The sequence below is a fragment of the Roseateles sp. genome, from assembly GCF_036486225.1.
Taxonomy (GTDB): Bacteria; Pseudomonadota; Gammaproteobacteria; order Burkholderiales; family Burkholderiaceae_C; genus Roseateles.
The window spans coordinates 1-12,662 of record NZ_DASVNZ010000057.1; the positions used below are offsets into that span (position 1 = coordinate 1).

The following is a 12,662-nucleotide window of genomic DNA, read 5'->3' on the forward strand; positions in this document are numbered from 1 at the left end:
GGACAGCCGCCGCAAGGGCGGCCGCGGCCAGTCGGGTGTGTCGCATCTGCATCTTGCTTCTCCTTGTGATCCGGGTAAGAAAACCCAACGACCCGGGCGGCTGTGCCGCCGCCCGCGCGGGTCAGTATCCCGCGCGGCGGCAGCCGCGTCCCCAGGCCGGTGGATGAGTTGCCCGCGCCTCGCACCGGGGTTCCAGTCCGAACGCGCGTCTGACGGTGACGGTCGAGGGCAAGCGCGGCACCCGCCGCGTTTTCGCCATGTCTCAGTCAGGACTCCAGCACATAACAGTTATTGGGGCGTGTCGGATGACAAGTGCTTGTTATTCGGCGCTGGACGCTTGGTTCATAGCATGAAGCCTTCTTCGCCAACCGCTCCGCGGAGTGCCCATGTCCCGCCTTTCCGAACCCGGTCGCAGCCCCGTCAACAGTGATCAGACACCCCCTTCGCCGCGTTGGCGGGACGAACACCTCGGCACCCATGTCCGCTATGCCGCGCAGCCGGTCATCGACCGGACGGGCCGCGTCGTGGCCACCGAACTGCTGTTCCGATGGAACGCCCGCGATGAGGGCGTCGGACCAGAACTGGGCGCCTACGCGACGGCCGCGGTGCTGTCCAACGCGTTGATCGACGGCGGGCTCCTGCTGGACGCGCCAGCCGCGGAACACCCCATCGGCGACCTGCTGGTCAACATGGACGGCCGCACGCTGATGAGTCCGATCGCCGAGGCGCTGACCCCGGACATCGGCGTGATCGAAGTGCTCGAGACCGTCGAGGTCGACGCGCCGCTGGTGGCGCGCATCCGTGATCTGCATGGCCGCGGTTACCGTTTCGCCCTCGACGATGTCGTCTGCGCGGACGATCCGCGCTGGGCGCTGGCGCCCTGGGTCCAGTTCGCCAAGATCGATGTCATCGCGCTTGATCCGGAGCAATTGCCAGCGTTGGTGCGTCAGGCGCATCAGCTCGGCCTGGCCGTCGTGGCCGAGAAGGTCGAGGACGACGAGGCCCTTCAACGCGCGCGCCGCGCCGGCGCCGACTATTTCCAGGGCCATGGCATCGCCCGCCCGACCACCCTGGCCGTGCCGTCGCTGCCTGGCTGCGATGCGGGCGTCGTCGGACAACTGTTCCTGCTGGCGCGATCCGGCGTGTCGGCGTCGTCGCTGGCGCTGCTCGCGGGGCGACATCCCGCGCTGGTGGCGCGGCTGCTGCGTGTGCAAGCGATCCATGCACCGCAATGCGCGGTGAAGGCGGACTCGCTCGCCGAGGTCCTGGCATCGCTGCCGCGCGCCGTCCTGGTCGCCTGGCTGGCGGTGTTCAACATCGCCGCCGTGCATGGTCGTGATCGCGAACTGGCTCGACTGTTGCGCGGCGAACTGGCGGATGGCCGACTGCGCCTGCGTCGCGAGGGCCATGTGCGCACGTCGAGCGCGCTCGAACAGGCCTCCTTCATGCTGTGCAAGCAGCTGCTGCGCATGCGCCTGCCGCCGAGACCCTCGACACAACGAACAAGCCGCCCGGAGGCGGCTTGCTCATGAGGCCCGGCCGCCCGGAGGCGGCTTGCTCATGAGGCCAGGCCGCCCGGAGGCGGCTGGCTCCTGACCGGGAGACGGGTGATCCGTCCCCAGGGCACGCTCACTCGTCGATCAGGCCATGGAGCCGGGCCACGCTGGTGGCCATCGCACGGGAATTGACATTCAACTTGCGATAGATCGAGCGCAGGTGCTGGTTCACCGTGAAGCGGGAGATCGACAGGCGGCTGCCGATGTCGACGATGGGCAGGCCTTCGATCAGCAGGTTCAGCACGCTCCATTCGCGTTGCCCCAGGCCGAGTTCCTTGAGCTTCTGGCCCTTGTCCACCTTGGGCTTCACCCCGGTCTCCAGACTCTCGAGCTTGTCGAGCACCAGCCGGGACACCGCCGGGCTCAGCGGCGCGTGGCCGTTGTGCGTGGCGATGATCTTGTCGATCAGGCTGGGCTGGATCTCTTCCTTGAGCAGGTAGCCGGACGCGCCCGAGCGCAGGCTGCGCATCACGTGCTTGGCGTCGCCGAAGGTGCTGATCACGATGCTGTGCGCATCGGGGCACTTCTCGTCGATCAGCTTGATCAGGTCGATGCCGTCCACATCGGGAAGGCCGAGGTCGACCAGGTAGATGTCGGCGCGATTGGCCAGGATCGCGGAGACCGATTCGCCGCGATTGCGGCCGATGCCCACGATCTGGCAGGCGCTGCTGGCGGACACGACGTCGATCAGGCGCTGCAGGACGGTGGCATCGTCTTCGATGATGGTGACGGTGATCATGGTGGTGTTCCCCTCTGGTTCGGAGTTGTTGTTGCCGATGGTCGATGAAGGTGGATGACGTGAAGTGAGTGGTGCGCGCCCAGGCGTCGTGCGGTAGCGGTGGCTTCAGCGCTCGCCGAGCGACTCCGACATCGTTTTCCTGACCGGCTTGAGCAGGTAGTCCAGCACTGTGTGGCGGCCGGTGATGATTTCGGCAGTCGCCGTCATGCCGGGCTGGATCACGATGCGATCCGCCTTCTCACCCTTGAACCGCTTGCCGCTGATGCGGATGTGGGTGCGGTAGTACGGCTGCTCGCCTTGCGGCGTGCGCTCGATCAGCGCGTCGGGACTCACGTAGCTCACGCTGCCGTCGAGCGCGCCATAGATGCTGTAGTCGAACGCGTCCACCTTGACCACCGCCGGCATGCCCCGACGGATGAAGCCGATGTCGGCGGCGCGCAGCCGGGCCTCGATGATGAGGTCGTCGCCGGTGGGCAGCAGCTGCATGATCTCGTCGCCGGGACGCAGGACCGCGCCCTCCGTCGTCAGCGTGATCAGGTTGACCACGCCATCGACCGGCGCCCGCAGTTGCGTGTGTTCCAGGTTGCCGCGCCGGTCGTTCAGCATCTGCTGCACGCTGGCGAGTTCTTCCTCGGTCTTGGCCAGCTCGGCCTGCGAATCCTGCAGGAACCGGTTGCGGCGCAAGGTGACCTGTCCGGCCGCCTCGTTGGCGGTACGCTGGAGGCGGAGGTACTCGGCCGCGCTGATGTCGCCGGCCTTGTACAGGGGTTCGTTGAGTTCGACTTCGCGCCGCGCGAGGTCCGCGGACTTGGACAGGACCGCCAGTTCCTCCTGCAGCGCCGTCCGGCGGCGTTCGTAGAGCTTGCGCTGCAGGTCGTTGAACGGTCCCGTGCCGGCAGGGCGGTAGGGCGTGCCCAGCGTCTCCGCCCGCAGCCGCGCCAACGATGCGTTCAAGGCATCGGCCTTCTCGCTCGAGTCGGCCAGCGCGGCGCTGGCCTTGGTGTTGTCCAGCTGGGCGAGCAGATCACCCTTGCGGACAGCGTCCCCCTCATGCACGAACAGCTTTTCCACTACCCCTCCGTCAGGAGCCTGGATCACTTGTGTGCGCGAGGATGCCATGACCTTGCCTCCAGCGCGAGTGACCTGCTCGATCTGGGCCTGGGACGCCCACCACAAGCCGGCTCCCAGCGCGGCCGTCGTGGCCAGGACGGTCCAGCGCACGCGCGACTGGCCCTCGTGAAGATCTTGCGTCAGTTTCATTGGGAACTTCCTCGGTGTCGACAGTCATGCAGAGCGGCGGAGCGCTCAAGCGACCTTGGCGGGGGGCAGGGTGGCGGGGGCCGGCGCCGGCCGGCCCTGCAGCCTGGCCAGCACCTCGTCCCGCGGACCGTCGGCCAGGACGCCCTGCGGCGCGAGCACGATCACGCGGTCGACCAGCGCCAGCATCGACAGGCGATGGGTCACCAGCAGCAGCGTCGTCTCGGGTTTGAGCATCTGGCGCATCAGGCGCAGGGTGGCCTGTTCCAGCCCGTCGTCCATGCCCGAGGTGGGCTCGTCGAGCAGCCAGACCGGCCGGTCGGCCAGCACGAGACGCGTCAGCGCCACGAGTTGCCTTTGTCCGCCGGACAGGCCGCGGCCGCCTTCCGACAGCTTGCGGTCCAGGCCCAGCGGATGCTGCGCGACCATGGGCCACAGACCGGTGCTCCGGCAGGCGGCGACCAGGCGTTCATCGCTGACGTCGGGCAGGCCGAACAACAGGTTCTCGCGCAAGGTGCCGGAGAACAGCCAGGCGTGCTGCGAGCCATAGGCCAGCTGGGTCGCGCGCCATCCCGCGTGGATCTGCTGCTGGTCGACGCCGTCCAGGTACACGGTGCCGCGCGTCGGGCGCGTCAGGCCGCAGGCCAGCGACAGCAAGGTGGTCTTGCCGGCGCCTATCGTGCCCAGGATGGCGACCTTCTCGCCGGGGCGGAACCGCAGGTTGCCGATGCGCAGCGCTTCCTTCTGGCCGGGATAGGCGAACTCGACGTCTTCGAAGCGCAGCTCGCCCTGCAGGGTTTCGGGGACGATCGGCCGGGCGATGCCCTCGTTGTCCACCTGCAGGCGGAAGATGGCGTCCAGCGCCTTCATCGATGCACGGGCGCTGCCCAGTTGCACCAGCAGCGGCGGGATGGCCGCCAGCGGCGACAGCACGCGACCCGAGAGGATCGAGCAGGCCACGATCGCGCCCTGCGTCAGGTGGCCGTCGATCGCCAGCACCGCGCCGACGCAGATCAGGGAGACGTAGCTCGCCTGCTGCAAGGCGGCGGAGAGGTAGGAGGTGGTGTCGCTCTCATGCTTCAGGGCCAGGCTTTGCGTGGCGTTCACTTCGCACAGCGCTGCCCAGCGGGCTTCGAAGCGCCAGGTCGCGCCCAGCCCCTTGATCGCCTCGGTCCCTTCGATGGCCTCGACCAGGAGGCCGGTCTTGGCGTTGGCGCCGGACTGGCTGCTCGCGGTCAGCCGCGCGATGCGGCGGGCGCGGAGCAGTCCGGTCAGCACGGTCACGCCGAACAGCACCACCGCGGGCAGCGCCATCCAGAAGCCGCCGATCGCCGCGATGACGAGCGCGAAGATCAGCGCCATCGGCATGTCGAAGAGCAGGAACAGGGTGCTGGCCGACAGGATGCCGCGGATCGCCTCGAAGCTCTGAACCTGCGAGGCCAGCGTACCGACCGAACCGGGCCGCTGATCCATCCGGACCGCGTTCAGGCGCGCCATCAATGCTTTCGAGATGCCGACGTCCAGCTGCTTGAGCCGGGGTTCGAGCAGCGAGGCCCGCGCCAGCTTCAGCAGGAACTCGATCAGGACCGCCAGCCCCACGCCCAGCGTCAGGACCCACAGCGTCTGGTGGCCCTGGCTGGGGATGACGCGGTCGTAGACCTGCATCGAGAAGAACGAGATGGCGATCCCGATCGTCGAGAGCAGCAGCGACAGGCCGGCGGCTTCCAGGAAGATCGGCCACTGGCCGCGGATCTGCGCGAGCATCATTCCGCGCGCGCTGCGCGTGGACGCCGGATCATCGGCCTCGCCGTCCGGCACGGCATGCAGGCAGGGTTGGTCGTCCAGCACGAGGTCGCGGCGGAGGTGGTCGCTGCCCGCGCAGGTCCACAGCCCTTCGGGCGTGCGGGCGGTGACCACCTGCCAGCCGTGCTCGGCGTGACGGCAGAGCAGCGGGAGCGCGGCGAGCTGCGGCGCATCCAGCAGGACGAACCGGGTACGTTCGTCGACCGCGCCGGCCAGCAGGCGCGCGGTGGCGAGGTCTTCCCCGGCGATCGCCAGTTCCGTCTGGCGTCGACGCAGGAGCTCGACCGGGAGGGGGCGGCCCTTGAGGCGCATCCAGTGGGCCAGGGCGGTCGCGAGGGCGGCCGGGGGGAGCGACGACGCGGCGGTCGGGCGCTTGAAGGGATTCCATGTCATGGCGGGCATCTCGCTGTTCGCAGTTCGCTGAGCGCAGAGCGCAAATGGCGTCGGGTGGTCGGTCGTTCGGTCGGTCGTTCGGTCGTTCGGTCGGGCGCTCAGCCCGGCACCTGGCCGTCGTCCAGGAGCAGGGTCAGGCGGTACAGGCCGGCGCGTTCGTCGATCGCGGCGTCGCGTTGCGCCTGCCGGGTGGCGTGGGCCTCGCGGACCATGTTCAGCAGGTCCAGCCACGCGCGCTTGCCGGCGTCGAACTGGCGCCGGTACGACGCCAGCACCTCGTCGCCGGACGCGGCGGTGACCTCGGCGTTGCGCAGCGAGGCGATCGCCGCGGCGTAGCGGGTGTACTCCAGTTGGTAGTTGCTGAACTGGTCCTGTTCGGCCGCGGCCACCGCAGCTTCCGCCGCGACGATCCGGGCACGCGCCGCATTCACGCCGGCCAGGGCCGACAGCCCGCCCTGCAGCCCGGCCTGGAACACCAGACCGATGCGATCGTCCTTGTAGGCGCCGCTCTGCCGGTCCAGCCGCAGGCTGACGGTCGGCATCAGCGCCGCCTTGGCCCGGGCCAGTTCATCCCGGGACAGGTCGACGTTGGCGCGCGCCATCGCCATCTCGGGCGAGAGCTGGATGCGGTCGAGCACCTGGCTCAGCGCCGGCGGAGCCGGAAGCTCGCCGTCCAGCACGGCGCGCAGCGGCTCATCGACAGGGCGGCGCGCCAGACGCTGCAGCCGGTCGCGCTGCAGCGCCTCCTCGAGCCGGGCCTGCGCCAGCTCGGCCCGCACGGCGCTCAGCCGCGACGCCGCCAGCGCGGCGTCGGCGTTGGTGGCGACGCCCGCCTGATTGCGGCGGCGGATCATCTCCAGCAGCTGCTGATGCTCGTCGCGCAGCGCCTCCAGGCTGTCGATGCGTCCCGGACCTTGGCCCAGTCGGCCCAGGTCTGCATGATGCGCAGTTTCAACTGGCGCTGGGCGGCCTGCAGCTCGAACCGGCTGCTGCGCAGGGTGGTGCGCGCGGAGTTCAAGCCGGCCGTCAACAGCCCGCCGGTGTACAGCGGCTGCTGGATGCGCAGGACGTTGACGTACCGGTTCGTGCCGCTGGCCAGTTCGCGCGAAAAGCTCGGAGAAGGACCGAACTGCCATTTCGCGGCGGTGATGCCGTCCTCGGCGGCGGCCATCGAGGCCCGGGCGCGTTCGATCGACGGGTCCGCGGACAGCGCGGTGCCGAGGAAATCATCCATGGCGGCTCCCCAGCGCGCCGGGGGCGCGGTGGCAGGCGCGGGCTCGGGCTCGGGAATGGCGGGGGCCGAAGAGGTGGCGGTGGCCGAAGGGGTGGCGGGCGCGGTCAGCGACGAGGGCGTCCCGTGGGCGACCTGGCGTTCGACCTCCGCGACGGCACGGAGACCTTCGTCGGCGCGTGCCGACAGACAGATCAGGGCCAGCGCAGCCAGCGGGTATCGCCAGCCACTGGCAATATGGATATTCGTCTGACGGAGAAACTGGAGGGAAGGTGGGCAGCTCAAGAGAAACCCCTTCGGGCTGTTTTGCAATGCTGCTCAGTTTCGTTTCTCACCCGGTCGACCCACAATGACAATCATTTGCTAGCCTTTTGAAATTACCTGCTCCAAGTGGCTCATGTCTGCATTTTGACTAGCAAAAATTTGCTAGTTTCGACTCGGATCGCGTGCGGTGTTCGAGAGCGCCGACTGAGGCCCCGTTCCCAATGCGTCAGTGTGTCAACGTCGGTATCCGTTCTGGAATCCGCCCATCACGGCCATCTTTTTGAATGCCGCTGACTAACCATGTGATGGTTGGATATTTGCATGACGGTGCGTTTCTCCGCCATTTGTTGCGATTCACCCATGGCGAACGTCATTTCCATGATCCACGGCCTTGATGCGTTGAATTTCCAGCACCGAGGTGGCGCGAAAATCATCGTATTGTGAAATGTGTCGCGATTGCTGCGGGTATCTCGGTTGCGAAAGGGCCCTCGCTCAGTCGACCGGTATGGCATCCGTCACTGACTTCGGTTCGCCCGTCCGCTTCACGGCTAACATCGACGCATCAACGCCCTAGAGCCAGCCGACTGGCCAATGCAATTCGGGACGGAGGACGTCCGATGGCCCAAGCGCCGCGGACGGTGCGAGAGAGCAGTGATCACCCCTCATTTCCACATTTGCGCTTTTTTCGACAGCCGTGAAGAGGCTTGCCAGGTGCTCGCGCCGTTCTACCGGCAGGCGGAGCAGAACAACGAACGCAACCTGCATCTGATCGAACCCGGCGGGCTGGACGATCACCGGGCGCGGCTGGTCGGTGCCGGCATCGATGTCGTCGCCTGCGAGCATCGCGGTCAGCTGGCGTTGCGGCCCTGGCCCGCGCAGCCGGGCGGGATCGATGTCGAGGCCCTGCTCGCCGGGATGGCGCAGGCCACGGCGGCGCAAGGCGGCGAGTCGACCGGCTTCGACGGCCTGCGCGTGATGACGCAGATGGGCTGGGCCGTCCGTCACGGTCTCGACCGGCTGGATCTGCTGGAGTACGAGGCCCGCCTGAACGGTGTGCTGGACACGAATCGCCGCCTGGCGATCTGCGTCTACGACCTGGCGCCGCTGGACGGCGCCACCATGATGGATCTGCTGCGCACGCATCCGCTCACGATGATCGGCGGCGTGCTGCGCGAGAATCCCTTCTTCACGCCGCCGGCCGAGATGCTGCGCGAGTTGTCCGCGCGCCGCGCCACGGGGCGGCGCCGCGGGCGGTCCGCGCCGGTGGCGCTTCCAGTGCCGGTGCGAGACCGTCAGGCCGAATGACCACGATGTCCCGAGAAAGAGAACCGTCCGCCGCCGACCAGGCGCTGCGCGACCTGATGGGCCTGCTCGCGCTGCCGGCCCTCTGGGTCGGACGCGACGCCGCCACGGTGCTTCAACTGACGACCGAGGCGGTGAACCGCATCGTCGGCACGGCGGTCTGCCTGCTGCATGCGCCGCTGGTGCCGGACGCCGCGCCGGCGACCGTGCTCCAGCTCGGCGGCGTGCGTGTCTCGCAGGAGGCCTGGACGGACTTCATCGTCGCCTGCCGGCAGATGCCCGACAGCGCCGACAGCGCGACCGCGCTGGAATCGCCGCTGGGCACCTTGCGCGTGGTGCGGCTCTACCTGGGGCCGGCGGGGCGGGCGGGCAGCCTGTGGTTCGGCTCTTCGCGGCCGGACTTTCCGTCGCCGCACCAGAGCGCCTTCATGCGCGCCGCGGCGACGCTGGCCTCGACCGGCCTGCACGCGGCCCGGCTGGACCATGAGCGCGAACGTGCCGCGAGCGCGAAGGACGAGTTCCTCGCCATGCTCGGTCACGAACTGCGCAACCCGCTGGCGCCGATCTCCACCGCGCTGCACCTGATCCGGCTGCAGACGGGCCAGCTCTCGCGCGAGCACGAGATCATCGAGCGCCAGGTCGGCCACCTCTCCAAGCTGGTGGACGACCTGCTCGACATCACCCGGATCACGCGCGGCAAGATCGAACTGTCGCGCGAGCCGGTGGACGTGCCCTTCCTGCTGAGCGACGCGATCGAGGGCGTGAGCCCGCTGCTCGAGGAGCGCAACCACCTGCTGCGGGTGGCCTGCGAGGTCGGGCCGGAGCTGCGGCTGATGGGCGACCGGGCCCGGTTGCGGCAGGTCGTGGTGAACCTGCTGAGCAACGCCGCCAAGTACACGCCGACCAACGGCGAGATCCGCGTGGCGGCGCGTGCCGTCGGGGACTCGCTGGTGATCGAGGTGCAGGACAACGGTGCCGGCATCGACGCGGACATGCTGCCGCGCGTGTTCGAGCTGTTCGAGCAGGGCTCGACGACGCTGGACCGCTCCAAGGGCGGGCTCGGCATCGGGCTGGCCATCGTCAAGCAGCTCGTCGAGATGCATCACGGGCAGGTGGCGGTGCACAGCGCCGGGTCGGGCCTGGGCGCGACCTTCCGCGTGACGCTGCCGGCGGAGATCCACGTCGTGCCGCCCGCGCCGGGGCCGGCCATGGAGGCGCTGGACACGCTGCCGCCGGTGCAGGGCCGGGTGCTGGTGGTCGACGACAACCGCGACGCCGCCGAGACGCTGGGCATGGCGCTGCGTTACGCCGGCTACGACGTCGTCACGACGACACTGCCGCAGGAGGCGCTGGAGCGGGTGCGCGCGTCGCGCTTCGATGCCGCGGTGCTCGACATCGGCATGCCGGTCATCGACGGCTACCAGCTGGCGACGCTGATCCATCGCGAGCTCGGCGAAGCCGCGCCGCGACTGATCGCGCTGACGGGTTACGGCCAGGCTTCCGATCGCGACAAGGCGCTGAGCAGCGGCTTCGACGAGCACATGGTCAAGCCGATCGATCTCGATCGCCTGACGCGCACGCTGGAGCGGCTGATCCGTGCGGACGCGCTCTAATCGGGCCTCATGACCGCGCCCGATTCCCCTTCCTCCGCGACCGCGCCCGTCCATGCGTCGTCCGCCAACGCGCCGGCCCGCACGCCGGCCCCGGCCCACGTGGCGATCCTCGACGACGAGCCTGACATCACCCAGCTGTTGGCCGGCTACCTGGCCTCGCACGGCTTCCGCACGACGCAGCTCCACAGCGGCCGGGCGCTGATGGACCTGATGGCGGCGGACACGCCCGAGCTGGTGCTGCTGGACCTGGGCCTGCCCGGCGAAGACGGTTTCGTGATCGCGCGCCAGTTGCGCGAACACTGGCGCTGCGGCCTGGTGATCGTCACCGGGCGCGGCGACGCGGTGGACAAGGTGGTCGGGCTGGAGGTCGGCGCGGACGACTACGTGACCAAGCCCTTCGACCTGCGCGAGCTCGTGGCCCGGGTGAAGGCCGTGCTGCGTCGTCTGGCGCCCGGGCCGACGGCCGGTCCCACCGGCTCCATGGGTCTTGCCGCAGCGCCCGGCGAGATCGTCCACGACCTGTCCGCCGGCCGCGAGCGCCTGCACTTCGAGGGCTGGACCGTGGACCTGTCCGCGCGTCGCGTGACCGGGCCGGACGGCGGCGAGGTCGCGCTGACCACCGGCGAATTCGACCTGCTGCACATCTTCCTGCTGCATCCGGGACGTGTGCTTTCGCGCGATTTCCTGCTGGAGCACACCCGGGGTCGCGACGCCGGTCCGTTCGATCGCACGATCGACGTGCAGGTGGGGCGCCTGCGCCGCAAGCTCGGCGCCGAGTCGGGCGAGGGGCAGTGGATCAAGTCGGTGCGCGGCGCCGGCTACCTGTTCGCGCCGAGGGTGACCTCGACGCGTTCGACCTGATCCTGGCCATGCGCCCGGTCGCCCGCCCACGACTTCCGCAGGCCGTCCTCATGGTGGCCGTGGGAGCCCGGTCATGAACGACGCGATCGGCGGCCGGTCGCCGGACCTCGACGAATCCGCGGTGTTCCGTGCGCTGTTCGCGGCCTCGCCGGACGGGCTGCTGCTCGTCGACGACCAGGGTCTGATCCGTCTCGCCAATCCGACGGCGTCCCAACTGCTGGGGTACGCGAACGAGGACCTGATCGGCGCCTCGATCGACATGCTCGTGCCCGACAGCATCCGCCCGCGCCACGCCGCGTACCGGCACGCCTACGAACGCGCGCCGCGGTCCCGGCCGATGGGCGGCACCGCCACTGAGCTGGTCGCCCGCCGGCGCGACGGCTCGGAGGTGCTGGTGGAGATCGCGCTGAGTCCGCTGCAGCCGCTCGGGCTGCCATACACGATGGCTTCGATCCGCAGCGTCGCCGAGTACCCGCGCGTGCGCCAGGCCTTGCAACGCGCGCGCTACAGCGAGCATCTGGCGCAACTGGGCAAGGTCGCGGTCGACTCGCTCGATCCGCAGGAAGTGCTGCGGCAGGTGCCGGCGATCGCCGCGCAGGCGCTGGAGGCGGACCTGGCCGTGGTGTTCCTGCTCGAACCCGGCCGGACCGCGCTGCGCGTAGCGGGTGGCGTCGGTCTGCTGGACGGCGAAGTGCTGGGCGCGACCGTGCCCAACCGGCCTGACACACCCCAGGGCTTCGTGCTGGCGCAGGGCGGGCCTGTCGTCGTCGAGGACTACGGCAGCGAGCAGCGCTTCACCGTGCCCGAGGCCTACCGGCAGGCCGGCCTGGTGTCCTCGCTGGCCGTGCCGCTGTCCGATCGGGGGCGACCCGTGGGCACGCTGGCGGTGCGGTCGCGCCAGCCGCGCCGCTTCGGGGACGCGGAGCTGCGTTTCCTGGAATCGGTGGCCAACCTGCTGGGCACCTGCCTGCAGCGCGCGCAGACCGAGGAGGCGCTGCATCATTCGCAGCGCCTGGAGGCCGTCGGTCAACTGACGGGCGGCATCGCGCATGATTTCAACAACCTGCTGACCGTCATCCAGGGCAACCTGCAGGTGCTGGCCGAGCTGCCGGCGGTGACCGACGATGGTTTCGCGCCGCAGCTGGTCGCCGCGGCGACGCGGGCCTCGCGACGCGGCGCGGAGCTGACCGGCAAGCTGCTGGCCTTCTCGCGCCGCCAGCGCCTCCAGCCGGCCAGCGTCGACGTGGCGGCGATGCTGCGCTCGCTGGCCGACATGCTGCGCCGCACGCTCGACCAGCGCATCCGCATCCGCATCGAGGTCGACGCCGACTGCCCCGACGTGCAGGCCGATCCGGCGCAACTGGAGTCGGCGCTGCTCAACATCGCGATCAATGCGCGCGACGCGATGCCCGAGGGCGGCGAGCTGGTCTTCCAGGCCGAGCCGCTGAGGGCCATCCCGCCGGCCCTGCGCCGCGAGCTGGAGGCGGGCGACGACCCGACCCCTGCGGGCCTCGAGGCGCAGCTCACGCGTTATGTCCGCATCGCGGTTTCAGACAGCGGCACGGGAATGCCGGAGGACGTCAAGGAGCGCGCGTTCGAACCGTTCTTCACGACCAAGCAGGCGGGGCGCGGCACCGGCCTGG

11 protein-coding genes are annotated in these 12,662 nt (G+C 69.5%); 6 read left to right on the forward strand and 5 right to left on the reverse strand.

Annotated elements, in window-relative coordinates:
- Window positions 1-386 precede the first annotated feature (386 nt).
- Window positions 387-1,532, forward strand: a complete 1,146-nt coding sequence (locus VF536_RS04630) for an EAL and HDOD domain-containing protein (protein ID WP_331613633.1) — start codon at window positions 387-389, stop codon at window positions 1,530-1,532.
- 97 nt (window positions 1,533-1,629) lie between these two features.
- On the opposite strand, the gene VF536_RS04635 is transcribed toward VF536_RS04630, so the two are convergent.
- The 5 genes from VF536_RS04635 to VF536_RS04655 all read right to left on the reverse strand — a co-directional run bounded on the left by VF536_RS04635 (window position 1,630) and on the right by VF536_RS04655 (window position 7,291).
- Window positions 1,630-2,295: a response regulator gene (locus tag VF536_RS04635; RefSeq protein WP_067271469.1), complete on the reverse strand. Its 666-nt coding sequence runs from the start codon at window positions 2,293-2,295 to the stop codon at window positions 1,630-1,632.
- A 105-nt stretch (window positions 2,296-2,400) separates the two neighbouring features.
- Window positions 2,401-3,555, reverse strand: coding sequence for an HlyD family type I secretion periplasmic adaptor subunit (locus tag VF536_RS04640; RefSeq protein WP_331613634.1), 1,155 nt, complete (start codon window positions 3,553-3,555; stop codon window positions 2,401-2,403).
- Between the two features lie 45 nt (window positions 3,556-3,600).
- Window positions 3,601-5,748, reverse strand: a complete 2,148-nt coding sequence (locus VF536_RS04645; RefSeq protein WP_331613635.1) for an ATP-binding cassette domain-containing protein — start codon at window positions 5,746-5,748, stop codon at window positions 3,601-3,603.
- Between the two features lie 98 nt (window positions 5,749-5,846).
- Complete coding sequence (locus VF536_RS04650; protein WP_331613636.1) at window positions 5,847-6,602, reverse strand: TolC family protein; 756 nt, start codon at window positions 6,600-6,602, stop codon at window positions 5,847-5,849.
- Entirely contained in the window at window positions 6,599-7,291 is a 693-nt protein-coding gene (locus VF536_RS04655) for a TolC family protein (RefSeq protein ID WP_331613638.1), read from the reverse strand. Before VF536_RS04655 ends, VF536_RS04650 begins: the two co-directional genes overlap by 4 nt.
- A 273-nt stretch (window positions 7,292-7,564) precedes the next feature.
- Between VF536_RS04655 and VF536_RS04660 the strand changes: the two genes are divergently transcribed.
- From VF536_RS04660 to VF536_RS04680, 5 genes are all read left to right on the forward strand, one after another.
- Entirely contained in the window at window positions 7,565-7,687 is a 123-nt protein-coding gene (locus VF536_RS04660; protein WP_331613639.1) for a hypothetical protein, read from the forward strand.
- A 147-nt stretch (window positions 7,688-7,834) separates the two neighbouring features.
- Window positions 7,835-8,548, forward strand: a complete 714-nt coding sequence (locus VF536_RS04665; RefSeq protein WP_331613640.1) for an MEDS domain-containing protein — start codon at window positions 7,835-7,837, stop codon at window positions 8,546-8,548.
- A gap of 5 nt (window positions 8,549-8,553) precedes the next feature.
- A complete protein-coding gene (locus VF536_RS04670) occupies window positions 8,554-10,158 on the forward strand; it encodes a hybrid sensor histidine kinase/response regulator (protein WP_331613641.1) in 1,605 nt (534 codons plus the stop codon).
- Between the two features lie 9 nt (window positions 10,159-10,167).
- Window positions 10,168-11,019, forward strand: a complete 852-nt coding sequence (locus VF536_RS04675) for a response regulator transcription factor (RefSeq protein WP_331613642.1) — start codon at window positions 10,168-10,170, stop codon at window positions 11,017-11,019.
- A gap of 73 nt (window positions 11,020-11,092) precedes the next feature.
- Window positions 11,093-12,662, forward strand: a 1,570-nt coding sequence (locus tag VF536_RS04680; protein ID WP_331613643.1) for a PAS domain-containing sensor histidine kinase, incomplete at its 3' end; no start/stop codon positions are given.